Raw genomic sequence first — 23,934 nt, 5'->3', positions numbered from 1 at the left:
ATCCAACAAAAAATAATATGCATTTCAAGATGGAAGAAAAGCACATTAGCAGTGTCTATCTAATGATGGTCACTTTTACCTTTTTATTCCAATCAAATTTTTTGACATTATCAATCAATACATCCCGGGTTTCCGGGTTTATAGAATAAATAACTACGCGCTTAAATCCCAGCACGCCATTATCTCCGCTTATCTCTAAAGCCGCAATTTTTTTCCAGCTTTTTGGAGCATGCCCCTCCAGCCATTCTTCGTATGCGACTGCAAGTTCATATTTATTATCGCGGGTATACTCAGAAAGAAATTTTTCAACCTCATCATCGAAAACTTTTTTCCTGATTTTAAAGTCTACCATTTCCATAGATCCCAACCCTACAATATCCAACAAATGAATATCGGAAAAGTAAGTAATTGCTCCAATATCATTAGCAACAACCTTGGATGTATTATAGTATTTATGTAAAAACCTCGCTGACTGGATTTGCTGTTCATAGATATTAGCACTTCCATTAGTAATAAGATTATGAGCATATCCAAACTTATAAACCAATATTATAGTATTAGCCATAATAAAAACTCCTATTCCCGCTTCTGCTTTAAAAGCTGACCAAGGTTTTTCAAAGAAAACCAACAACTTAGGAATGAGAGTCATGCAAAAAGCGACCAGTAGATAAGCTTCATACCTAAAAATACTTTTCATTTCACCGAACAGACAGTGCATGATCAATGTAAAACTAAAAGCAATGAAAAGAAAATTAGCAGATACTATGGATCTAAAATCTATTTTACTTTTATAATCCCTATAAATCAATATCATTCCTATCAGTAATGGAAAAAATCCAATCTTGTAGAAGGTTATATTAAGGATCAGTTTTTTTAAAACGATATCAGCAATCTGCGCTAAAACATTTCCTGAGAAATCGATCAAAGTTCCTTTTACAACTACTGAATTAGGAAAAAAATAACCGCTGCTATGAACATTAAAGTATCCAAAAACAAGAATCGGAGCAAAACCGATAACAAGTACCAGCATAGCATTTTTAAAGTTTCTGATCAGAAAAAAAACAAAGGCAAGTGATACGAAATAGAACATACTTTCAAATCTCACTAACCCCAGCAGCAGAATAGTACAATAAAAAATATAGGTGTAGAGACTTGTTTTAAAACCATTTCCAATCCATTTTTGAAAACAATAAATATTGACAGCAATCACAAATACCTGTAAGACATGTTCCATTCCTGATACAATCTGCACATGCAACACCGATAGAAAAAGAGTAAAGAGACATGCCACAATAACCTGTTTACTATGTAGTAAAAAAAAAGAAAAATATTTAACGAGAACAGCAATAAGCAAGCAGGAAACTACAATATTGAAAATTAACGGTATTAAAGTATGGTTTCCAAAAACAAAAAATAAAAGGCTTATAATACAGGTAAAAACCGGAGATGATGAAGACGATGAAAAAATATACTTTGTAACTCCCCATACTCCATGAAATGCAAAGTTCCTGGCAATAGCCATATGGATGTATGCATCATCTAATATATAGGTAAAATAATTACCGGTACTGGACAGCATAAACAGAATATATAGAAAACATATCCCGAAAAATACAGCAGCTGTAATCAAAAAACTTTTCATCATTTTGCAATATTAAGACTTCCAAACTATTTTAAAAAATTTTTCCATAGTTATCATCTATCAACATTGAAAGCAGTTCGGCACAATATTTCGTAACTTTCGGATATACAAATACGGTTTATGAAGTGGACGTTTTAAATTTCAGCAGACAATCCTGCAAAACGGTACGTATTAATGACCCTAAAAAAATAAATATATACATATGAAAAACGCTAGCATTATCGGTTTAAAAGAGGCCGACTGTAAAAAGATTTCAGACAAATTAAATGTACTTTTAGCCAATTATTCTGTGTTTTATCAGAATACCAGAGGTTCCCACTGGAACATTAAAGGTGATCAGTTTTTCACGCTTCATCCGAAGTTTGAAGAATTATACAACAGCCTGGTTCTAAAGATTGATGAAATTGCAGAAAGAATCCTTACTCTGGGAGCTACTCCTGCCCATAACTACTCTGATTATTTGAAAGTAGCAACCATTAAGGAAAGTAAAGAAGTTACTGACGGCACTAAAAGTGTTGAACAGATCCTGAATTCATTCAAAGTGGTTCTTGATCTTCAAAGAGAACTTTTAGATATTACAGATGAAGCAGGAGATGAGGGTACCAACTCACAAATGAGCGACTATATTACCGAGCAAGAGAAGGAAGTTTGGATGTACAATTCCTATCTGGGAAAATAACTCCACAAGAGCATTGAAATATTTCAAAAAAATCGTCTTACATTTAGACGATTTTTATTTTTTATTTTTATATTTGCGTTAAAATTACACATATCATGAACGATGTAAGACTGAACTCCATTCTGGATAATGATTTCTATAAAATAACCATGCAAAATGCCGTGGTAAAACTATTCCCCAGTTCAATTGTAAAATATGAATTTATCAATAGAGGGAAACACCAGTTTCCTGATGGTTTTGATAATGCTCTAAGGGAAGCTGTAAATAAAATGGCTGAACTTAAACTTACCAAAGATGAGAAAAAGTTTATGGCAAGAACCTGTCCTTATATTGACCTTCCTTATCTTGATTTTCTTGAAGGATATCACTATGATCCGTCAGAAGTAAAGATTCATCAGGAAGGAGGTGACCTTTCTGTAAGCGTGGAAGGACTTTGGTATAGAACTATTCTTTGGGAAGTTCCCTTATTGGCACTTATCAGTGAACTGCACTACGAAATGAATCATATGGAAAGAGATTCTAATGAAGTGGTAATGAGCAAGACAATTGAAAAAGCTGATGCATTAGGCAGACTTGGAGTGACCTTTGCAGAATTTGGAACCAGAAGAAGACATTCTTATAAGGTACAAAATCTGGTAATGGAAGCTTTAAATCAGAAAAAAGAATCTACATTTATCGGAAGCTCAAATGTTCATTTTGCTATGAAATATGGTGTAAAACCTATCGGAACACATGCCCACGAATGGTTTATGTTCCATGCCGCAGAATATGGATTCAAAATGGCCAATGAACTGGCTCTGGAACATTGGGTGGATGTATACAGAGGAGACTTGGGAGTTGCGCTTTCCGACACCTATACTACAGATGTCTTCTTTCAGCAATTTGACAAAAAATTTGCTAAACTTTTTGATGGCGTACGTCATGACAGTGGTGATCCCCTGGAATTTGCCGATAAAACTATCGCACATTATCAAAAGAACGGCATTAATCCTATGTTTAAATATATTATTTTCTCTGATGCACTTAATCTTGAAAAGGTAGAAGAAATTACAAACTACTGCCGTGGAAAAATAGGGATCTCTTTTGGAATAGGAACCAACCTTACCAACGATGTAGGCTTAAAGCCAATGAACATTGTCATGAAACTGATTGGGGTACAGGCTCCCAATAAGGAATGGATTCCTACCGTAAAACTTTCTGATGAGCATGGTAAATATACCGGTGATCCTAAAATGATTGAACTGGCTAAAGAATTTTTAAGAATAAAAGACTAGCAATACTAGATAAATGATCAGAAAACTTTTACTTTTTACAATATCCCTTTCCATGGTTTCCTGTGTGGCACACACAAAAGGAGACAATGGCAAACCCGGAACTTCATCAAAAGATACAGCATTGAAACTAACAAAATAAAAAATGATCATCCATAGATTTCATAGGAAGTCTTCCATTCATACAATACCCTACTTGTTCAAGTAATAAAAAAGAATATTTAATAAAAAGAATAAAAACAATTAAAATTACCTAAAACAAAGACACAATAGATAAATAATTGATTATCAAATGTAAATTTCACTATTAATTTGGTTAATATGGAGAATATTATTATATTCGGTAAAATAAAACTTTACCCTATGAAGAAAATACTATTCTTGAGTTCAATGGCACTCGCCACTATGAGCAGTGCCCAGATTTTAGTGACTGAAAGCTTTGAAAACGCAACCAGCCCTGGCTTTGTAATAAGCGGTGGTTATACCGGTACTGCCGCAACCTATATTGGAAGTACCTGTGATGGAAATACATTCATCGGTGCTGAAGTATATGGTTTAAGTACAGCAACCAGGACAGTCAATTTAATCTATACAAAGCCGGCGAGCATAACTGCTAACGGTAAAAAAATTGATATTTCTTTTGCGTACACAACACAGCCATATGATGCAAGCAGTTCTATTGGAGGTACTATTACTGTAGCTTATTCAACCGATGGAGGAGTCAACTATACCACAGTAGGCTCTCCTATCACGTTAACGAGTGCGGCACAAACATGTGCTCCGTTTACAGGTACAATCCCTGAAAGCGCCAATGTCAACGGAAACTTTATGCTGAGAATTCAAACATTGGGTACAACAGGTGGTACATATGATTTTTTTAGCTTTATAGACAATGTTAAAATCAAACAGGAAGTTACTGCAACGCCTGCCTGTACTACAATAAGCAGCCCTGTAAGCGGAGCAACCGGAGTTTCCGTACGCCAGCAGATTACCTGGGCACCTACAGCCGGAGCTGAAGCTTATAAAGTAAAAATTGGGACTACTTCAGGAGGTTCAAATATCTTCTCAGGAAGTACCTATGATACTTCCTACACCCCTACAGCCTCTGCCCCCCTACCTCCAAATACAACTCTTTATGTAACGGCCACGCCTACCAACGCTTTGGGAGATGCTACAGGATGTCAGGAAATATCATTCACTACAGGAGCTAATCCAATTACACCTTATTGTGGACCACTTCTTGCCAGGTTGGGTACTTATCCTATTTCCAATGTTGTTTTCAGTGATATGACCAACGCATCGAGTGCCACTGTAACAACAAACCCTATGGATGGCCAGGAAAATTACACCAACAAAATAGCGAATGTTACCAGAGGGACTTCTTATCCTATTGCGTTAACAGCAACTTCAGTGGGAACTACAAACAGATTTGGGTTTACAGTATTTATAGACTGGAATCAAAACGGAAGTTTTGCCGATCCGGGAGAGTCTTATTTTGTAACTTCTGATTTTGCAGGAGGAACAGGTACTCCTTTAACTGTTAATAAAAACATTACAGTACCGGCTACGGCTGCTTTAGGGAATACAAGAATGAGAATTAAGTATAATTTTAACAGTTCTACAACTTCTGTAAGAACAGAATTATCAGATCCATGCAGTGATATCAGCCAGGGACAGGCAGAAGACTACACGATTAATGTAGGAACTGTATTAGGAACTTCTGATATAAACATGAATAAGAAAGCAGATATCTCTGTTTATCCTAATCCGTTTAAAGACATTCTGAAAATTTCTGATACTAAAGGAGTAAAATCAATTGTTATCAGTGATGTTTCCGGAAGACAGCTGAAAACTCTTAAAGCCAGCAATGAGCTCAATCTTTCTGACCTGAATTCTGGTCTTTATCTGATTAGCCTTCAAATGGAAGATGGAACAGTAAAAACTTTAAAAGCAGTTAAAAAATAATCAATAAAACTTTTTAATAATAGTTATTAAGCGGTAGTAAAAACTACCGCTTTTTCTATATGAGTATCTAAGTTTAAAATAGATTAAGTCATTTCATGAAAACAATTCAGCTATTTTTTATTTTACTGCTAGCTGTAAGCTGTCATAATCAAAATATATTTGAGATTGAAACGATAGAAACAGATAAGAACATTATTGATGAACTAAATAGTTTAAAAGATATTCATCACACGGCTCTGCTCTATAAAGATAAAATTTATGATGTGTGGTACAGCTGTTCCGGAGAATGGGGCGGTACTGTTTATTTTAAAAATAAAAAATCAGGAAAGATTCACTATACCACAGCTACATGTCCTGTTTCTGTAAATAAAATTGACGGCACTTATTATGTTTCCGCGTCAATGTCACATGGTTTTGGAAATTCCTATGTTTTAGAGATTAAAAATCCTGAGATAATGGAAGAAACTACTAAAATCCATCCTTATAATCCTGGCATCATCACACGAGAGTATGAAGCTCACACCTCAAAAGGGGTCAGAAAATTAGCAGATTCCAGTGGAGTCTTAATAATGTCAAGTTTTGTATATAATAAAAAGTTGTATTCAATTCTGGCCGACAATGGAAAAACAAAAACGACCATTTCAGAATTGAACAAAAATAAGTTTCATACCGTTCAGAAAATTGATCCGGACCTGTTTTCTTATGATCCAATCATTAATAAGGAATCAGAAACCCATCAAAGAATTTATATTCAGCATCCAAAACCGGCTATGCTTGATATCAGAAACAACAAAATTAAAGTCGTTTTATTTAAAAGAGTAATAAATAAAAACAAACAGGCTGCTTTAAAAACAGCCTGTTATTTATTTCTGATTAATCTAAACAGATAAATGGTCTATTTGGCGGATAACAGCAATAAGGATTGCTGCAGAATATATAATTTGCCTTACAACCTCCGTCTATTGGAGCTTCACAAGCCGCTGCAGCTCCACCTAAAACGCTTTTCAATTCTTTTCTGTTCAAATTTTTTAAATTTTTCATAGTTATTTTGTTTAGTATTAATTTCCTACTCTTTTAGATTTTCGGATTCCTCCTTATTTATTTCTCTTTAACTGGAATTAAATATACAACTTATTCTCACAAAATTCTACATTTCAAATATTTACAAGTAAAATTTTAACATAATTTCTTTAATTAAAGAAATATTTTTAACTATCTTAGTACAATGAAACAAAACTTACATAATTCATTATAAGTAAGTTACCGCACTATCAATTAAAATTAATACTATGAAAAAAAACAACAATGAAAAACTTTCAAGAGCTGAATTGAAAAATGTATTCGGAGGAACATTGTATCCGGCACAATGCCCTGGCGGATGTCATGGTGAAGCCATGATCAGATGTCCTGACGGCACAACCACGATGACTAATTTTATATGCATGGGGGGAAGCTGCCAACCGGCAGCCATGTGCAAACCACTGGTTCTCGAACCTTTTCCTGATCCGATTATAATCACCCCATAATCTGAATAAACAATAAATAAAGTGAGCTTCCCGGCTCACTTTTTTATTATCTGTAAATGAAACAAATCTACCCCAGAGTCAACAAAAGCGGTTTATCTGCAATAAAAAGGCCGGGATCTTCCTCACGGATCCCGGCCAAATAATGAACAAATAAAAGAAACTATATGGTTTCCTTATGCTTTTTATGATAAGCATAATGGAAGATAATAGGCAATACTGTAAAAGACAGCAGCATACAGATGATCAGCCCGCCAACAATCATAATGGCTAAAGGTTTCTGAATTTCGGACCCCATTCCGTTGGACATTGCCGCGGGAAGAAGCCCCATAGACCCCATTAGAGCAATCATAACTACGGGACGAATTCTGCTTTTAACTCCCAGAGAAATAGATTCTTTAAGAGACATTCTGTTTTGCAGATTCTCCTTCATTACTCCTATCAGAACGATACCATCAATGGTGGCCACTCCAAAAAGGATAATAAATCCAATCCCTGCTGAAATTCCAAAAATGGTTCCTGTAAACCACAGAGATAAAAACCCTCCGATAAACGCAAATGCCAGAGTAACGGAAGAAATCAGCGTATCTTTTACATTTCCGAAGTTGAAATACAAGAGCATCAGGATAAGAACTAAAGAGATCGGCACTACCATAGCGAGCTGTTTTGCAGCTCTTTCTTTGCTTTCAAACTCTCCTGCCCATGTCATTTTATGGCTTTTCGGAAGTTTCACTTCTTTATCTACTTTTGCTTTTGCTTCTTTGATCGTACTTCCAAGATCACGACCTTCAATATTAAATCCAACTCCAATATATCTGCTGTTTCCTTCACGGTAAATAAATGATGGACCGGTATGGTAATCAATGGTTGCAATTTCTTTCAGCGGCACTTTTTTATTATCCTGAGTCGGGATCAAAATATTTCCCATTTTTTCCGGAGTGTCACGATATTGTTTTTCAAATCTCAGCATAACATCAAACATCCTTTCTTCTTCATAAAACTTGGTCGCTGCCTGTCCGCCAATAGTCATTTCAATAACTGCCTGTGCATCTGCTGTGGAAATTCCATATTTTGCCATTTTGGAATCATGAAGCTGTATTCTCAATTCCGGAAGCCCTATATTTTTAAAAACATTGACATCTGAAATACCCGGAACTGTTTTTATAGATTGGGCAACCTGATTAGCATAGTTTTCCAATTCAAACAAGTTATTCCCAAAGATTTTGATCACTAACGGAGCCTTTACCCCTGCTACATATTCTTCTACATTATCTTGTATCGGCTGGCTGAACCCGAAATTAATACCCGGATATTTTTCAAGAGAAACCCTCATTTCTTCAAGAAGTTCATCCTTGGATATTTTTTTCTTCCACTCATTTTCCGGTTTCAGCTGGATGTTAAATTCAATATTAAAGAAACCGGTGGGGTCTGTTCCATCGTTGGGACGGCCTGTCTGGGTCATGACAAATTTCACTTCATCATATTTCATTAAAATCTCCTTCATTTCTTTTGTAAGACGTACAGATTCATCCAGATTTACACTATTTGGAAGGGTTGCCCTTACATAGATAGCCCCTTCATTCAGCTTTGGCAGGAACTCTGATCCATAATTGGAAAATCTCCATCCGCAAACAGCCAATAAGGTAATGAAACCAATGATAAATCCTTTTTTGTAACGGTTACTGAATTCGTAAATCCTGTAAATATTTACTCTGAAGAATCTTGATATAAAGTTTTCTTTTTCTTCAATATTCTTTGTCAGTAAAAGCTTACACATTGCCGGAACATAGGTCAAACTTAATATCAATGATCCCAATAATGCATATCCCAATGTAAATGCTAAAGGAGAGAACATTTTTCCTTCCACTTTCTGGAAAGAGAAGATCGGCATCAAAGCAACAATCAGAATCAATAATGCAAAGAAGATGTAACTCGCCACACTTCCAGCACTCTTTTTAATGATCCCCAATTTTGACATTTTATTGAACCGTTCAAGTCCTATTTTCTTCGCCTTGAGTTCGAGGGCTACAAATACATGTTCAACGATGACTAATGTCCCTTCGAGCAGTAAGCCAAAATCCAAAGCTCCCATAGAGATCAAATTTGCCGGCAGTCCCTGAATTTTCAACATAATAATAGCAAATAGGAATGCCAGAGGAATCACGGATGCTACAATAAATGTCGTTCTCCAATTGTAAAGGAATATAAATACAATAATGGAAACCAGAATAACTCCTTCGATCAGATTTTTGGAAACGGTATGAACCGTTGTATTGACCAATTCTGTACGGTCAATAATCGGGACGATCTGAACATCGCCGGGAAGTTCCCCTCCGTTCAGTTCTTCAATTCTGTCTTTAAGCCTTGCAATAACTTCACTTGGATTTTCACCACGGAGCATAATGACAATTCCCTCTACAACATCATTTTCTTTATTATACCCTACCTGCCCTAACCTCGGTTTCGCAGAAATTTTAACCTCGGCAACGTGTTTCACCAGGATAGGAGTAGATCCTTTTACCTCGATCTTGATATTCTCAATATCTTCTTTTTTCTCTAAAAGACCAATCCCCCTCACGACATAAGCCTGATCACCTTTTGCTACTACATCTCCTCCTACATTGATATTACTCTTCGAAACTGCTTCATACACATCCAGAGGGGAAAGGTCGTAATTGTGTAATTCCGTAGGATTAATTTTTATTTCATATGTTTTTTCTTCACCTCCAAAACTTACCACATCTGCTACTCCAGGAACAGCCAGCAATTCTCTTTCAATCACCCAGTCCTGAATAGAAGTAACTTCTTTGATTGGAAGCTTACTTTTGATAATATACCGGTAGATTTCTCCGGTTGCTCCTGAAGGAGGCTCTATACTGTACTCGGCTCCACCGGGGAGATTAACATTCCCTAATTTATTGGAAGCATATTGCTGGGCATAAAAATCATTGACGTGATCATCAAAAATCACGGTAACTACTGACAACCCGAATAAAGAAATAGATCTTACCGATGTTTTATTCGGGATGGCATTCATTTCTTTGGCAATCGGCAATGTGACAAATTTTTCTATTTCTTCAGCACTTCTCCCCGGCCATTGGGTAATAACCCTTACTCTGGTGTTGGTAACATCAGGAAAAGCCTCAATAGGAGTATGTATATAGGAATAGATTCCTCCAGCCAACAAAAGAAATGTCCCCAAAAGAACAATCAATGAGTTTTTTAAAGAGAAGGAAACTATATTCTGTACAAATTTTCGCATTACTTCGTAGAATTATTTAATTGGTTTTTCAGGTTTTCATAGATCAGTAATCCATTGGAAGCAATGACATTTTCACCTTCTTTTAAATTTCCTTCTACATAAATATACTGGCTATTGGAAGCAACCTCCGTCACAGGTCTGATTTCTAATTCGCAGTCTTTTTTATACACCACTACATAACTTTGATTGTTATCGAAAATCAGAGCTTTAGCAGGAATAGCCAGAGCTTTTTTGTTTTGTGAATTAACTGGTAAAACAACATCCGCAGACATTCCGGGCCTTAATTTCATTCCATTATTATCCATGATAATCTTGGCTTTAAGTACTCTTTCATTCTCATTAAAAACCTGTGAGATATTGTTTATTTTTCCTGAAAAACTGTCATCGGGATAAGCAAGTGTTTTCACTACGACAGGCTGATCCACATAAACATTTCTCATATTCGTAGCATACACATTGGCCATTACCCATACCTTATCCAGATTAGAAATGGTAAAGAGCTGGTCTCCTCCTGCTGTTACAGGCATCCCTTTTGAAATATTTTTTGAGATAACATATCCGTCTGCAGGCGCTTTTATCTGAATCGTACTCCCTCCGGCAGAATATAACTGCATATTTTTATGAGTCTTGGAAATATTAGACTGAAGAATTGTCACCTCTGAACGTGCTTCCTGAAGATCTTTTTGAGAAGCTATATCGTCTTTGTACATTGCTTCTACAGAAGACAGTTTCCTTTTTGCTACAGCCAGCTGAGCCTGTAAAGTCTGGGTATCATCCTGCATCTCGTTGACCGCTGTACTCTTTACAATGGCCAGCACCTGCCCTTTCTTTACATAATCCCCCAAAGAGAAATAGGTATCTGTCACCACTCCATCTACAAGACTTACAAAAGGAACTGTTTTATCCGAATTGCTCTCTACTTCTCCGGTAAGGGTGATACTCTCTTCTATCGGAATCATTTCCACTTTTACAAGTTTAATATCTTTCTTAAGCTCTTTGCTGATACAGTAGCCTTTTTCGGCTTCCTTATTCTGTTCTTTATCTTTACAGCCTGTAAGTGCAACTAAGGCAGATAAATAAATTGCTGCAATATATCTGGTCGTATTCTTGTTCATATCTTATAAATCTTGTCCCACAACATACTGCAGGTTTTCGTAGTATTGGTTAAGTTCTTTTTTGGTATCGAGTATGATCATTTTATTACCGATGTAGGCATCAAGAAAATCCATATATTCCAGCATACTTATGTTTCTCAGCCTGAAGTTTTTCTCGTGGCTTACCAGCAGTCCATCCAGTGTAGACTCATAGCTTTCATCTATTTCTGCAGAAACTTCCTGTGTCCGGATGTAGTTTCTAAAAACAGAGACAATTTCATTTTCAGATCTCAGCATATTTTTACGGGTTTCGTTTTTGCTTTTCTCAATTTCAAGTTTTGCTTCCTGAATATTTCCTTTATTGCGGTCGAAGATTGGAAGATCCAGCGACAATCCAAGCCCAACGAAATCTTTCATAATATTCCCGCCGCGGTCATATCCTATAGAAAGAGCAACGTCTGGAGTCTTCATGGCATTCTGAATTTCAAGATTTTTAGAAGCGTGTTTCTCTTTATTTTTTGAAATAAGAATATCCGGACGATTTTCCTTGGCCTTTTCCAGCCACTGAGTGAGCTCTACTTCAGAAAGCTGCTTTTCCGGCATGACAAATGAGTCTGAAATGATTAGATAAGAGCTCGGGGGAAGCATTAGTAAAGCTTTCAGCTCTACCTGCTGATCCTCAATTTCCTGTTTCAGCGAAACCAGTTTTTTCTTGAATTCAATCTCCTGTGCTTTTAGCCGGACATACTCAGATTTACTGATATTCCCAAGGTTTAATTGGTTCTGATAAGATTTTGTTAATTTCTCAATAGATGCAATCTGGCCCTGATAGATCTTTTGCTGCTCCTGATTATACAGAATTTCTGTGATCGTATTTCTTAAAGACTTTTTAAGCTCACGCAGCACTTCCTGCAACTCATACTTTTCTCCTTCTACTTCTATCTTCTGCAGTTCAATATTTTTCCTTCTCTTTCCTGCAGTTTGGATCACCTGCTCTATTTCAGCTGAAATCTGGGTGTTTTTTCCCCAATTTCCGATGAGTGCAGGCTGTTCTTCAATATCATAAGTCCTCCAAAGATTGACTTCACTGATACTTAATTTAGGATTAGGCCAGAATTTTGCCTGAACAGCCCGGGCTTCCGCCTGAGAAATTTCCAGCTTCTGAGCAATAATATCCAGGTTTTTAGCAAGAAAAACTGCTTCAGCCTCATGTCTGCTGATTTTCAGTGTATCGGAAATCTGTGCAGAAAAGAGGCTAAAGCAATGAATATAAAAAAGGGTAAAAAAAATCTTCTTCAAGGTCTACTATTTTAAGACCACAAAGCTATTTTTCTAATATTAGAGCCAATTTCGAATGAAATTAAAATTCGATTAGTCCAACATTAGAGTTTGATTAGAATGACAGATATTATTTTTATTTCAAGAATAAATTGAATTCAGAAATATTTGTAGAAAAAATCAAGAATGGGGTGGAAACTCAAGAAGGACGCGCGTTCCGACATTCACTGAGGAATCAATTTTCATCACAACATGATGATGATCAAAAATACTTTTAGACAAAGAAAGGCCTATCCCGCTTCCTCTGATAGCATCCACATTCTTCCCTCTGTAAAATGTTTCATAAATCTTTGCAAGATCATCCGAAGGAATACCTCGTCCTTCGTCTTTTACTTCAATATACAGTTGGTTATTATTTTCTGATAGCGTAATAACTACAGGTTTATTGTAAGAATATTTAACTGCATTTTCCACGATATTATATAACGCCAGATATAACAGGGTCTCATTTCCTGGAAATTCCAGCAGCGAAGGCTGGGTAACCTGTAAATGTATGATCAGGGTTGAATGCTTTTCCTTTGCTGTAGCTTCCAGTTTTTCAAAAATTTTCCAGATCAGTTCATCTACCCTCATTGGTTTATGAGAAGATTCAAGTTTAGTCATTCCTGACATTAAAAGAAGATTATTGAGAATCTTTTCAATCTCGTAGACATTCTCCAGGGATTCTTTTGCAACTTCCCTGTACTCTTCAGGAGTTCTGTCTTTCTGGGCAAATACCTCGAGATTTCCGGAGATTGCAGCAAGAGGAGTTTTAAATTCATGCGAAACATAATTGATAAAATTCTGCTGTAACAAAACATTTTCAGAAATTCTACTCAACAGTTTATTGTAGGATCTTATCAGGTCTTCAATTTCGTCATTCGTATTGGTGGAAGTAATCGCAGTAGAAATGTTATTATAATCCACTTTATTGATCCGTTCTACAACATTGGAAATAGGTTTATAGACTACTTTTGAAAGATATCTGCTCAGAAAATAAATCGCCAGCAAACCAATGATCAAAACAGAAAGCATAATAATTGAAAGCCTTAAAATCTGCGACTGAAAAGAATCATTAGGGGACTTTACAAAAACAACAAAATCTCCCTGGTTATCCGGATAAAAAATACCGTAATAGAATTGATTATCCGACATAAACTCCACTCCTTTATTGGTTCTGACCGTTTGTAAATGAAAAGGTTTTATATTTTTATCATGAAGATTCTGCCCGAATGTAACCTCGTTATTCTGATTATAAACCGCTACCCTGTTATTCTGTATAAGATGGTTATACTCTTTTTTAATCTGAGCATGTCTGTCTTTTGGAAGTTCATCTTTCTCAAGGTAATAAATAGCAGAAATAAGAGCCGTATTTCTAAGCTTTTCAAAGTAAAAAATTTTCGTACTGTCATAATAGGCAAAGAATATCACCGCAGATGTGATGATAGAAACAATACCAAATGAAAGGCTTGAGATAAGGGTAAACCTGTTTCTGAGCGTCATTATCAGTCTTTAATTAAATACCCGGTTCCTTTTACCGTATGGATAAACTTATGTTCGGTTTCATCAATCTTATTTCGAACATAGGAAATGTACACATCCACCACATTCGTGGAATTATCGAAGTCAATTCCCCAAACTTTATGTAAAATATGAGTCCTGCTCAGCACTTTATTTTTATTTTCCATCAGGAAAGTAAAAAGCTTATATTCTGTAGGAGAAAATTCAATCTCCTTACCGTTTTGTGTTACTTTATGAAGATCTGTATCGATTGTAATATCAGCACAGGATAAATATTGATCTTCTTTTTGATAGCTTAGTTTATTACGCCTTGTTAACGCTTTAATCCTTGAGATCAGTTCTTCAAAATGAAAAGGCTTTGATAAATAATCATCTGCTCCAAGATCCAGCATTTTGATTTTATCATCAGGACTGTTCAGTGCACTCAAAACTAAAATCGGGGTATAATTCCCTTTGAATCTTATAATCTGAGTAAGCTGCATCCCATCCAATCCGGGAAGCATAATATCCATCAAAATAATATCAAAATCATAAGTATGAAGAAGTTCACGTGCCTTTTCACCCGAATCGGCAAGGGTCATATCATAACCGGCCTCGGAAAGCCCTTTTATCAGGAAATTACTGATTCTTTGATCATCCTCTACCAGTAAAACATTCATATTCTTCTGAAATTTCGCATAAATATAGGTAATCTTTAGTAAAGGAAACCAGATGCAGATGGCTCAATATTCCGGAAGGTTTCGAAAACAAATGCTCCAAATATATTCTCGCAGGCTTAACTTCCCTGCTTTTTTCATAATTTTGGAAGATGGAGATGATATATTTATTAATTGGTTTTATTGCCGGTGGAATACTGGGAGCGGTCATTTTATATTTTGCACTGAAGTCAACAATGGTTTCAAGAAATTCTTATGATGAACTGAATTCTTTATTTATCAAAAATAAATCTGACCAGGAAAATTCAAATTTAAAAATACTGGAGCTGACTCAAAATATCAGCAAAGAGAAAGAATCAAATATTCAGCAGCAGGATCTGCTGGATGATCTGAAGAATGAATTTTCGAGAATATCTGCTGAACATTCTTCCCTGACTGTTCAATTTCAGGAATTAAAGCAGATCAATCTAAAACTGACCTCTCAAATAGACACTCACATCATTGAGAAACAGCTTCTTTTCGCTAAAAACTCTGAATTTTCCGCCAGGAATGAAGGTCTTCAGAAATCTTTAGATACCCAAAAAGAGGAAATTATAAAGATCCAGGAGGAATCAAAACTTCAGTTTGAAAATCTGGCAAATAAAATCCTTGAGGAGAAAACAGAAAAGTTCACTACCTTAAATCAGAATAACTTAAAAAACATTCTGGATCCTTTTCAGGAGAAAATTGCCGACCTGAAAAATAAGGTCAACGAGGCCTATGAAAAAGAAAATAAAGAACGTTTTTCCCTTGCCGAAAAGGTAAAAGAGCTCGCAGAACTGAACCAGCAGATTTCCGATGATGCTAAAAAACTTACACGTGCATTAAAAGGAGAAAGCAAAACACAAGGAAACTGGGGCGAAATGATCCTTGAAAGTATCCTTGAAAAATCCGGTCTGGTAAAAGGAAGGGAATATTTCCTGGAGCACGAATTGCGTGATGAAGACAATAACGCTCTATTTTCAGAATTTTCCGGTAAAAAAATGCGACCTGATGCTGTTATAAAATACCCGGATGAAAGAAATGTCATCATAGATTCCAAGGTATCTTTGACTGCTTTCACTGATCTGGTAGATGAAACTGATCCTGATGTATATGCCCTAAAACTAAGCCAGCATCTCGGATCTATTAAAAATCACATTACACAGCTGAGTCAAAAAGCCTATGATGACTATGGAAAGTCATTGGATTTCGTAATGATGTTTATCCCTAGTGAACCCGCTTATATTGCCGCTATGCAGGCCGATCAGAATTTGTGGAACTACGCCTATGAAAGAAGAATTTTATTATTGAATCCTAGCAATCTTATCACTTCTCTGAAACTGATTGCCGACTTGTGGAAAAGAGAGTATCAGAACAGAAACTCCATGGAAATTGCTGAACGTGGTGCCAAATTGTATGATAAATTTGTAGGTTTTGTAGAAAATCTGGAGAAAGTAGGGCGAAATCTGGATCAGGCTAAAAATGTTTATAATGATGCTTACAAACAGCTCTACACAGGAAATGACAATCTTGTGATTCAGACACAGAAACTGAAATCACTAGGCATTAAAAACAAAAAAGATCTTCCACAAAGCCTGGTTGATAATTCACAGAATACGCTGGACTTTTTCAACGAGTAAGATCGGAAAACATAATAACAAGGCTGTCTCAATATGAAACAGCCTTATTCAATTCCATCAACAAGTAATTTCCATTACTACAAAGTTTTCTTTTTCCTTACTAATGTGAGTTGATTTCGCATTTTAACTTTGTCAGAAAATCTTTTTATAAAGTACAGAGAAGTCTAATGATAAATTTTGCATAATTTTGCGGAATGTTGATAGAAAGTTTTCAAAACGATAAGATAAAAAAGGTCACTAAGCTTCTTACTGACAATAGATTCCGTAAAAAATCAAAAGTTTTCGTAGTAGAAGGGCAACAGGAAAATGAAAGAGCAATACAATATAATTTTGTGCCGGTTGAGTTCTTTATCTGCGAGAATATATTCAAAGGGGCTCTTCCTGATGGGAAAATCCATCAAGTAAGTGAAAAAGTATATGAGAAAATAGCTTACAGAGGAAGTTCAGAAGGTATTATTGGGATATACGAAGCTAAAGAAAATAGTCTTTCATCATATATTCCTAAAGAGAACGCTACCGTAATTATTGTTGAAGGAGTTGAAAAACCTGGAAATCTCGGTGCTATTTTAAGAAGTTGCGAAGCATTCGGAATAGATGCTCTTATTGTAGCAGATGGAAAAACGGATTTTTATAATCCAAATGTAATCAGATCAAGTGTAGGCTGTCTTTTTGGAATGGAAGTCTATCAGGCAGAAAATGAGGAGGCCCTGGACTTCCTTCAGAAAAATAAATTCAATATTTACACCACTCTGATGGACGACAGTGCTGAAGATATCTATAAAAAAGATTTCACACAGCGTTCTGCTGTATTATTCGGTACCGAACATTCCGGGTTAAGTAATTTCTGGATTGGGAAAGGAAAAAATACGCTGATTCCAATGGCCGGAAGTATAGATTCTCTTAATCTGAGTAATGCAGTAGCGATTACCTGCTATGAATCTTTGAAGCAGAAAAAAGGATAACCGGAAATAAAATGAAGATTGGAGAAATCTTTTTCCAGTCATTCATTTTGTTTGTAGACAATAGAAAGGTTTAATTATAAAGCATAAAAAAAACCGTTTCACTGGGTGAAACGGTTCTTTTATTTTTAAGCGTAAGCTAAAATTATTTCTTAGCAGCATCTTTAGCAGCATCAGCAGCTCCTTTAGCAGCATCAGCAGCACCTTTAGCAGCGTCAGCAGCACCTTTAGCAGCATCTTTAGCAACTTCAGCACCAGCAGCAGTTGTAGCAGCAGCAGCATCTTTAGTAGCACCTACAGCAGCAGTTGCAGCAGAGTCAACAACTTTAGCAGCAGAATCAGTAACTACAGCAGCAGAATCAGCAACGTTAGCAGCAGCAGAATCAGTTGTTCCTTCAGTAGAAGTAGCTTCAGTTTTTTTACAAGCAACTAAAGAGATTGCAGCGATAGCAGCTACGAATAATGACTTTTTCATAATAAATTAAATTTAATTTTGTTAATATTGTTTTATAAAATTTTCTTCTGTTCTGTTATTTGAACAAGACAAAGGTAGAGCAGTTAGAAAATTTGTCTATGAAAAATAATTGTAATACATTTGTAAAATAGTTTTACAAAAAAACATAGCTGATAATCAACAATTTAATTATTTTTTAAAAAATTGACAGATTTAGATCTATTACACTTTGAGCAACTAAAAAAGGAAGTTCAGGGTCAATACTTAAAAGAATATACCCCTTCGCATGATGATATCTCAAAGTGGAAGGGTATAGACATCATATATTTCCAGGAAGACCTCCGCAAAAAAGCGAAAGGCAACATCAGTGAAAAGTCATTTTACACCTATTTCAAAAATTCACCGGTCACCAAACTGCCCAGAATAGATATGCTTAATTTATTGAGTATTTATGCGGGATACGACTCATGGTACGAGTTCAAGAAACAACACCTTTTCGCTGGAGAATTGCTGTATGAAAATGAAAATCTGGATGAAGAAACAATCAACGAATTGGAAAAAACTGTTTCTTCAGCTCCTGAACTTCCAAAAACTGACATTCAGCCTCAAAAAGTTGAAAATAAGCCCTCCGAAAATACTGATTTACAAAAAAAAATACTGAAAATCAAGAAGTTAAAGTAAATAAAAATTCTATCACCGAGGTTGAAATTTCAGCAGCTCCGCCTAAGAAAAATTTCTTCAAAAAGAATGCATGGGCGTTTATTACCTCTGTTTTAATCACCATAACCGGTTTATTAGGATTCAAGGATGTTCTTTTTTCCAAAACTTATAAATATTGTTTTATAGATAAGGACAGAGGAGTTTCTGTAATCAATACCTTAGAAATAATGGTGGTGAAGGAAAATGAATCGCCATTGATGTACAAAATAAAACCCGGAGAGTGCTTTTATTATTCTACAAAGGATAAAAATCTGAAAATGCGAATTAGTGCCCCTTTCTATGAACCACTGGAAGTGAACAGAAACCTTGAAAATGCTCCTGAAGAAGAAAAAATAGAACTGAAACCGGATGATTATAAGATGGCAGCCTACTATTTCTCTATTAAAGATATTAAAGGCGGAAATAATGAAGAACAGGTGGCTCTCATCAAACAGAAGAGGAATCAGCTGGAAAATCTGATCAGTAACAATGCCATCATATATCAGGTCTATGACAACAATACCTATGGTATAGAAAGGCTTGATAAGCAAAAGTATATCACCCTTGTAACAACTCCTACTACGTCATTAAAGAATCTGAACGTAATAGAAATGAAAAAAGATACCAAAGGTAAAATCATCTCCATCAAATTTAAAATTGCCACTACAGATGAAAAGAATCAATAATTTTTTAATCTTCACGGCTCTTCTGGCTTTATTTTTTGCCTGTAGTAAAAAAAGTACAGAAGTAAGCGATCTCGATAAACTGCGAAACAGTAACAATACCAAAAGTTATCCTGCTGTACAAATGGACAGTATGCAAGCCATTAATTCAATCACCAAGCAAAAGGTTCAGGAACTTCTTGATCTGTCTACCCTATATTTATCAGGAAAGAGAAACACGGAGATAGACACGGTAATCTACTCACAAATGGAAAGCTACTTTCACAAACCCGATTCATTAACCTTTAAAAGGCTAATGAAAGAACTGGACAGCATGAAAGTAAAGACTGTAAAAGTAAATAACCTGAATGTCTATAAAGAATTTTATAAAAAAGACACCTTAGATTATGCAAAATTCAATGTAGAATATTTTGACGATAAAAACAGGTCTTTAGGAAGCTTTGAAAAAAATGCACAGTACATTTTATTGTCAACATCAAAACTTAAGAAGGAGTTTAAGTTCTATTTTCTGGATTTTTATACCAAACCACTTAAAAAAGACAGCACTTCTGTAGGCGTTACCAAATAGTCCAGAGGAATATCATTTTCCCAGACATCATCGATATATTCTTCGGGGTCAAAATAATTGACTCCGATTTTTTTTGTTTCTAATGATACATTTTGGAAAAGTCTGTCATAAAAACCTTTTCCATATCCTACCCTGTTTCCTTTTGCATCACAATACACCAAAGGGGTAATTACATAATGGAAATTATTTTCTCCGGAATCCTGGCTTGAAACAGGTTCCGAAATCCCCCAGTTATTTGTTTCAAACACAGTATTTTCAAAAATTTCAATACTGACAAGCTGATCATCGGCAATTTTAGGCACATAAACGCGTAGATTATGTGCTAGAAAATAATTGATGAAGATTTGGGTGTCAATTTCCCTAAACTTCTCAATAGGTACAAAAAGATGGACTTTCTGGCCTTCTTCAGGTTTAAAATAAGCAAGGAACTGATTCAATATTCTTTTTGATAACAAGAAAGCCTCATCAGTAGACAAGGCTTTTCTTTTTTGCATATATTTTTTTCTAAGCTCAGCTTTTAGCATAATTATTAAGTTTTCTTCACTGAAATAATTTTAACCGGATAAGCTTTCACTGCTTTATTTTTGCTTTTAGGCTTACACAATTTTATACAATTTGTCAGACAAACGAACTCTGAACGGAAGTTCAAAAGTAATTTGATCTCCTTCTTTAGCTGTTTCACAAGGACCTCCATTTGCATAAATCTGAGTAATTGTAACCTCCTGTTCTCCGGTTGTAGGCCCTGAAATTAATACTTTATCACCTATTGAAAGTTCATTATTTTCAATTAAAAACTGTGCAATTTTTGATTTTGAATAATAATGTTCAGCCTTTCCAAGTATTATTTTTTTGACTGCAATTTTCTGGCGGATATTTTTTGTTTCAGCTTTTGCTAAAGGCCTGGTTGGCAAATCACCTGAATTTTTAAATTTCAAAGCATCGGATTTTCCTTTTCTGAAAACCTTATTTCCTACCTGCAATCCTTTTCTCAGTTTCAGCTGCTCCTCTAAAGGTAAATGGATTGTTTCCAGACATTCTGTAGAACAGCAGTTTTCCATAGCGGCTTTACAATCGTCACATTGAATAAACAATAAATGACAGGCATCATTAGCACAGTTGGTATGGTTATCACAAGGCTTACCACATTGGTGGCACTGCGAAATAATATCGTCTGTGATCCTCTCTCCCAATCGGTGGTCAAATACAAAATTCTTCCCTATAAACTTACTTTCGATGCCTTCTTCTTTTATTTGGCGGGTATATTCAATAATTCCACCTTCTAATTGAAAAACGTTTTTAAAACCCTGGTGTTTGAAGTAAGCACTCGCTTTTTCACAACGGATTCCTCCTGTACAGTACATTAATAGATTTTTATCTTCTTTAAAATCCTGTAACTGTTCGTTGATAATCGGCAAACTTTCTCTGAAGTTTTCTACATCAGGAGTAATTGCTCCTTCAAAATGACCAACTTCACTTTCGTAATGATTCCTGAAATCTACGACAATGGTATTGGGATCTTCAAGTAAGTTATTAAATTCCTGTGCTTTTAAGTGAATTCCTTTATTGGTAACATCAAAAGTATCATCATTCAATCCATCAGCTACTATTTTATTTCTGACCTTTATTGTCAGTTTTAAAAAAGAGTGATTATCCTGGTCAACGGCTACATTTAAACGAATTCCTTTCATAAAGTCATAAACTTCCAGCGTATCACGAAATGCTTCAAATTGATCTGCAGGAACACTCATCTGAGCATTGATACCTTCGTGAGCAACATAAATACGGCCAAGTGCATCAAGGGCATTCCAGGCTATAAATAATTCGTCGCGAAATTTTTTGGGATCTTCAATTTTGGCATACGCATAGAAAGACAATGTAAGACGTTCCTTACCAGCTTCATCAATAAGTTGAGCTCTTTCTTCTGCGCTTAAGGTGTTATACAGTTGCATGCTATAAACGTTTTAAGTGAGAAAAATATTTTTGCAAAGATAATAATTTTTCAATTAAGTATATTTATTGGGAAAATACAAAGCCCTTATCTACGAATAACGGACAGATAAAAATGGAGATTGAGAATTAAAAATTGAAAGCTTAGGTGTATCGTTGATATAATTACAGAAGGATAAAATAGAAGAGTGGCATTGATTTTTCAGTATTAGATCTGACATGCTCTACTGTGCAAAGTGGACAATTTTTCTTTAAGTTTTTTTTAAGTTATGTTAACGCTGACATTAACAATTATGACATAATGTATAAATTGACAGTGCAGCCGTTAAATTTTAGTTAAAATTGAAACATAGCACACTAATTGCTTACTTATTTAGCATTAAATTTGTTTACTTAAAAACATAAAACGAAATGATTAATAAAAAAGAAAGATATACAATGAAGAGTACTTTAAAAAAACTATTACCATTTGCAGTAGTAGGAGTCATCTCCGGAGCTACTACCGTTGGAGCCATACAATATTTAGGACATTCTTCCAACAATGGAGATCAATCGTATTTCACAGCATCAGCCCCTAACACATCATTTGCAGGAATGAATACAGGTGCAGTGGGTGATGACTTTGTAAAAGCAGCTAAAACGACCGTTCCGGCTGTAGTTACTATCAAAAATTATCAAAGCAGAACGGCAAGCAGAGCTTCAGAGCAGGACTTATTCGACTTTTTCTTCGGAGATCCTTTCGGGGGAAGAGGGCAGCAGAAACAAAAGCAGCAGCAGGCTCCTGATAATATGCCTTCAGGAATGGGTTCCGGGGTCATCATCTCTCCGGACGGTTACATTATCTCCAACAACCACGTTGTAGCAGGTGCCAATAAACTTGAAGTTGTATTAAGCAACAAGAAATCATACATCGCTACATTGGTAGGAACCGACCCTAATACAGACATCTCATTATTGAAGATTGAAGAAAAAGGTCTTCCTTATCTAAATTTTGCGAACTCAGATAATATTGAAGTAGGACAATGGGTACTTGCAGTAGGAAACCCACTTGGATTAAACTCTACTGTTACAGCAGGTATTGTTTCTGCTAAAGGAAGAGGAATCGGAATTTTAGGAAGCCAGGGGAAGGCAGCTAATCCTATTGAAAGTTTCATTCAGACCGATGCAGCCATCAACCCGGGTAACTCTGGAGGAGCATTGGTCAACACGAATGGAGAACTTATCGGGATCAACTCTGCTATTCAGTCTACAACCGGATATTATCAGGGATATGGATTTGCAGTCCCTGCTAATTTGGCAAGAAAGATTGTTGAAGATATCAAGAAATTCGGAATTGTACAGAGAGGTTTCTTAGGTGTTCAGTCTTTAGATCTTTCTAATGACCAACTGGTAGCTTCATACAACAAACAGTTTAAGACTAATCTTAAAGTAGGATCCGGAGTATATGTTACAGGATTTGGTGAAAAGAGCGGTGCTGAAGATGCAGGTCTGAAAAAAGGAGACATTATTACTAAAATAGACAATTATGAAATCACTGATTTCGCAGATCTGTCTATGTCTATCGGAAGTAAACGCCCGGGTGATAGAGTTCAGTTAACTTATAGGAGAGATGGTAAAGAATCTACTACTACGGTTACTCTTAAAGACCAGAAAGGAGGAACTTCTACCAAAACAAAAGCTGACCTTAGCGTAACTGAAAAAATCGGATCTGAATTTGATCCTCTTACTGAGCGATTCAAAACAGAATATGGTCTAACCAGCGGTGTAGTTGCTAAAAACGTTTCAGAAGGCAGTGAAATGGCCAAAATCGGCATCGTAGACAATTACATCATCATTGAGGTAAATGGCAAACCAGTCAATTCTCAAAAAGACGTAGAAAAAATCCTGGATAAATACCAGGGGAACGTACAGGTGAAATTTGTAGATGACTACGGAAGAATGTATACAAAAGGATTTAAAATGCCTTAATTAAGAAAAGTAATTTTCTATATCAACAAAAAACGCTGCAGAAATCTGCAGCGTTTTTTTATTAT

The 23,934-nt window shown here is 35.7% G+C and carries 20 protein-coding genes and 1 pseudogene; 11 read left to right on the top strand and 10 right to left on the bottom strand.

Annotation, left to right across the window (positions count from 1 at the left end; all coding sequences use genetic code 11):
- Nucleotides 1–55: 55 nt before the first annotated feature.
- Nucleotides 56–1,645: a hypothetical protein gene (locus tag LF887_RS01715; RefSeq protein WP_236857110.1), complete on the bottom strand. Its 1,590-nt coding sequence runs from the start codon at nt 1,643–1,645 to the stop codon at nt 56–58.
- A gap of 199 nt (nt 1,646–1,844) precedes the next feature.
- Here LF887_RS01715 and LF887_RS01710 point away from each other — a divergent pair, with 199 nt between their 5' ends.
- The 5 genes from LF887_RS01710 (at nt 1,845) to LF887_RS01695 (ending at nt 6,447) form a co-directional block, all read left to right on the top strand.
- Complete coding sequence (locus LF887_RS01710) at nt 1,845–2,321, top strand: Dps family protein (protein WP_236857109.1); 477 nt, start codon at nt 1,845–1,847, stop codon at nt 2,319–2,321.
- Nucleotides 2,322–2,416: 95 nt separating this feature from the next.
- Nucleotides 2,417–3,595 carry a nicotinate phosphoribosyltransferase gene (pncB, locus tag LF887_RS01705; protein ID WP_236857108.1) on the top strand — a complete coding sequence of 393 codons (1,179 nt, stop codon included), beginning with the start codon at nt 2,417–2,419 and terminating at the stop codon, nt 3,593–3,595.
- Between the two features lie 13 nt (nt 3,596–3,608).
- A complete protein-coding gene (locus LF887_RS24195; RefSeq protein ID WP_262912505.1) occupies nt 3,609–3,734 on the top strand; it encodes a hypothetical protein in 126 nt (41 codons plus the stop codon).
- Nucleotides 3,735–3,955: 221 nt separating this feature from the next.
- Complete coding sequence (locus LF887_RS01700) at nt 3,956–5,557, top strand: GEVED domain-containing protein (RefSeq protein ID WP_236857107.1); 1,602 nt, start codon at nt 3,956–3,958, stop codon at nt 5,555–5,557.
- A gap of 95 nt (nt 5,558–5,652) precedes the next feature.
- The gene (locus LF887_RS01695) at nt 5,653–6,447 is read left to right on the top strand and encodes a hypothetical protein (protein ID WP_236857106.1); all 795 of its coding nucleotides are present in this window, start codon (nt 5,653–5,655) and stop codon (nt 6,445–6,447) included.
- Here the strand turns inward: LF887_RS01695 and LF887_RS01690 are convergent.
- Complete coding sequence (locus tag LF887_RS01690) at nt 6,431–6,598, bottom strand: bacteriocin-like protein (RefSeq protein WP_236857105.1); 168 nt, start codon at nt 6,596–6,598, stop codon at nt 6,431–6,433. The genes LF887_RS01695 and LF887_RS01690 overlap by 17 nt on opposite strands.
- 248 nt (nt 6,599–6,846) lie before the next feature.
- Between LF887_RS01690 and LF887_RS01685 the strand changes: the two genes are divergently transcribed.
- A complete protein-coding gene (locus LF887_RS01685; RefSeq protein WP_236857104.1) occupies nt 6,847–7,083 on the top strand; it encodes a hypothetical protein in 237 nt (78 codons plus the stop codon).
- Between the two features lie 160 nt (nt 7,084–7,243).
- On the opposite strand, the gene LF887_RS01680 is transcribed toward LF887_RS01685, so the two are convergent.
- From LF887_RS01680 to LF887_RS01660, 5 genes are all read right to left on the bottom strand, one after another.
- A complete protein-coding gene (locus tag LF887_RS01680) occupies nt 7,244–10,342 on the bottom strand; it encodes an efflux RND transporter permease subunit (protein ID WP_236857103.1) in 3,099 nt (1,032 codons plus the stop codon).
- Nucleotides 10,342–11,457, bottom strand: coding sequence for an efflux RND transporter periplasmic adaptor subunit (locus tag LF887_RS01675; protein ID WP_236857102.1), 1,116 nt, complete (start codon nt 11,455–11,457; stop codon nt 10,342–10,344). The genes LF887_RS01680 and LF887_RS01675 overlap by 1 nt, the downstream gene beginning before the upstream one ends.
- A 3-nt stretch (nt 11,458–11,460) precedes the next feature.
- Nucleotides 11,461–12,735 carry a TolC family protein gene (locus LF887_RS01670; protein ID WP_236857101.1) on the bottom strand — a complete coding sequence of 425 codons (1,275 nt, stop codon included), beginning with the start codon at nt 12,733–12,735 and terminating at the stop codon, nt 11,461–11,463.
- A 159-nt stretch (nt 12,736–12,894) separates the two neighbouring features.
- The gene (locus LF887_RS01665) at nt 12,895–14,256 is read right to left on the bottom strand and encodes a sensor histidine kinase (RefSeq protein WP_236857100.1); all 1,362 of its coding nucleotides are present in this window, start codon (nt 14,254–14,256) and stop codon (nt 12,895–12,897) included.
- Nucleotides 14,257–14,258: 2 nt separating this feature from the next.
- A complete protein-coding gene (locus tag LF887_RS01660; RefSeq protein WP_236857099.1) occupies nt 14,259–14,933 on the bottom strand; it encodes a response regulator transcription factor in 675 nt (224 codons plus the stop codon).
- Between the two features lie 149 nt (nt 14,934–15,082).
- Here LF887_RS01660 and rmuC point away from each other — a divergent pair, with 149 nt between their 5' ends.
- Together rmuC and LF887_RS01650 are read left to right on the top strand one after the other, a co-directional pair.
- Nucleotides 15,083–16,591: a DNA recombination protein RmuC gene (rmuC, locus tag LF887_RS01655; RefSeq protein ID WP_236857098.1), complete on the top strand. Its 1,509-nt coding sequence runs from the start codon at nt 15,083–15,085 to the stop codon at nt 16,589–16,591.
- Between the two features lie 194 nt (nt 16,592–16,785).
- Nucleotides 16,786–17,553 carry a TrmH family RNA methyltransferase gene (locus tag LF887_RS01650; RefSeq protein WP_236857097.1) on the top strand — a complete coding sequence of 256 codons (768 nt, stop codon included), beginning with the start codon at nt 16,786–16,788 and terminating at the stop codon, nt 17,551–17,553.
- A gap of 142 nt (nt 17,554–17,695) precedes the next feature.
- Here the strand turns inward: LF887_RS01650 and LF887_RS01645 are convergent, their stop codons facing one another.
- On the bottom strand, nt 17,696–18,025 hold the full coding sequence (locus LF887_RS01645; RefSeq protein WP_236857096.1) for a hypothetical protein: 330 nt from the start codon (nt 18,023–18,025) through the stop codon (nt 17,696–17,698).
- Between the two features lie 183 nt (nt 18,026–18,208).
- Between LF887_RS01645 and LF887_RS01640 the strand changes: the two are divergent.
- Nucleotides 18,209–19,389, top strand: a pseudogene (locus LF887_RS01640) (hypothetical protein).
- The gene (locus LF887_RS01635; protein WP_236857095.1) at nt 19,373–19,954 is read left to right on the top strand and encodes a hypothetical protein; all 582 of its coding nucleotides are present in this window, start codon (nt 19,373–19,375) and stop codon (nt 19,952–19,954) included. Before LF887_RS01640 ends, LF887_RS01635 begins: the two are co-directional and overlap by 17 nt.
- Here LF887_RS01635 and LF887_RS01630 read toward each other — a convergent pair.
- Nucleotides 19,903–20,448, bottom strand: a complete 546-nt coding sequence (locus LF887_RS01630; RefSeq protein ID WP_317207783.1) for a 5-formyltetrahydrofolate cyclo-ligase — start codon at nt 20,446–20,448, stop codon at nt 19,903–19,905. The two genes, LF887_RS01635 and LF887_RS01630, sit on opposite strands and share 52 nt — an antisense overlap.
- 102 nt (nt 20,449–20,550) lie before the next feature.
- Complete coding sequence (locus LF887_RS01625) at nt 20,551–21,903, bottom strand: rhodanese-related sulfurtransferase (protein ID WP_236857093.1); 1,353 nt, start codon at nt 21,901–21,903, stop codon at nt 20,551–20,553.
- Nucleotides 21,904–22,339: 436 nt separating this feature from the next.
- Here LF887_RS01625 and LF887_RS01620 point away from each other — a divergent pair, with 436 nt between their 5' ends.
- Nucleotides 22,340–23,869, top strand: a complete 1,530-nt coding sequence (locus LF887_RS01620) for a trypsin-like peptidase domain-containing protein (protein WP_236859459.1) — start codon at nt 22,340–22,342, stop codon at nt 23,867–23,869.
- Nucleotides 23,870–23,934 lie beyond the last annotated feature (65 nt).

It is taken from the genome of Chryseobacterium sp. MEBOG06, from assembly GCF_021869765.1.
GTDB lineage: Bacteria > Bacteroidota > Bacteroidia > Flavobacteriales > Weeksellaceae > Chryseobacterium.
Note: the sequence above shows the minus strand (reverse complement) of the source record. Positions and strands in the feature narration are given on the sequence as shown.

Coding starts and splice junctions, on each gene's coding strand:
- LF887_RS01715 (WP_236857110.1), bottom strand. CDS start 1,645: ATGATGAAAAGTTTTTTGATTACAGCTGCTGTATTTTTCGGGATATGT.
- LF887_RS01710 (WP_236857109.1), top strand. CDS start 1,845: ATGAAAAACGCTAGCATTATCGGTTTAAAAGAGGCCGACTGTAAAAAG.
- pncB (WP_236857108.1), top strand. CDS start 2,417: ATGAACGATGTAAGACTGAACTCCATTCTGGATAATGATTTCTATAAA.
- LF887_RS24195 (WP_262912505.1), top strand. CDS start 3,609: ATGATCAGAAAACTTTTACTTTTTACAATATCCCTTTCCATGGTTTCC.
- LF887_RS01700 (WP_236857107.1), top strand. CDS start 3,956: ATGAAGAAAATACTATTCTTGAGTTCAATGGCACTCGCCACTATGAGC.
- LF887_RS01695 (WP_236857106.1), top strand. CDS start 5,653: ATGAAAACAATTCAGCTATTTTTTATTTTACTGCTAGCTGTAAGCTGT.
- LF887_RS01690 (WP_236857105.1), bottom strand. CDS start 6,598: ATGAAAAATTTAAAAAATTTGAACAGAAAAGAATTGAAAAGCGTTTTA.
- LF887_RS01685 (WP_236857104.1), top strand. CDS start 6,847: ATGAAAAAAAACAACAATGAAAAACTTTCAAGAGCTGAATTGAAAAAT.
- LF887_RS01680 (WP_236857103.1), bottom strand. CDS start 10,342: ATGCGAAAATTTGTACAGAATATAGTTTCCTTCTCTTTAAAAAACTCA.
- LF887_RS01675 (WP_236857102.1), bottom strand. CDS start 11,457: ATGAACAAGAATACGACCAGATATATTGCAGCAATTTATTTATCTGCC.
- LF887_RS01665 (WP_236857100.1), bottom strand. CDS start 14,256: ATGACGCTCAGAAACAGGTTTACCCTTATCTCAAGCCTTTCATTTGGT.
- LF887_RS01660 (WP_236857099.1), bottom strand. CDS start 14,933: ATGAATGTTTTACTGGTAGAGGATGATCAAAGAATCAGTAATTTCCTG.
- rmuC (WP_236857098.1), top strand. CDS start 15,083: ATGGAGATGATATATTTATTAATTGGTTTTATTGCCGGTGGAATACTG.
- LF887_RS01650 (WP_236857097.1), top strand. CDS start 16,786: ATGTTGATAGAAAGTTTTCAAAACGATAAGATAAAAAAGGTCACTAAG.
- LF887_RS01645 (WP_236857096.1), bottom strand. CDS start 18,025: ATGAAAAAGTCATTATTCGTAGCTGCTATCGCTGCAATCTCTTTAGTT.
- LF887_RS01635 (WP_236857095.1), top strand. CDS start 19,373: ATGAAAAGAATCAATAATTTTTTAATCTTCACGGCTCTTCTGGCTTTA.
- LF887_RS01630 (WP_317207783.1), bottom strand. CDS start 20,448: ATGCAAAAAAGAAAAGCCTTGTCTACTGATGAGGCTTTCTTGTTATCA.
- LF887_RS01625 (WP_236857093.1), bottom strand. CDS start 21,903: ATGCAACTGTATAACACCTTAAGCGCAGAAGAAAGAGCTCAACTTATT.
- LF887_RS01620 (WP_236859459.1), top strand. CDS start 22,340: ATGAAGAGTACTTTAAAAAAACTATTACCATTTGCAGTAGTAGGAGTC.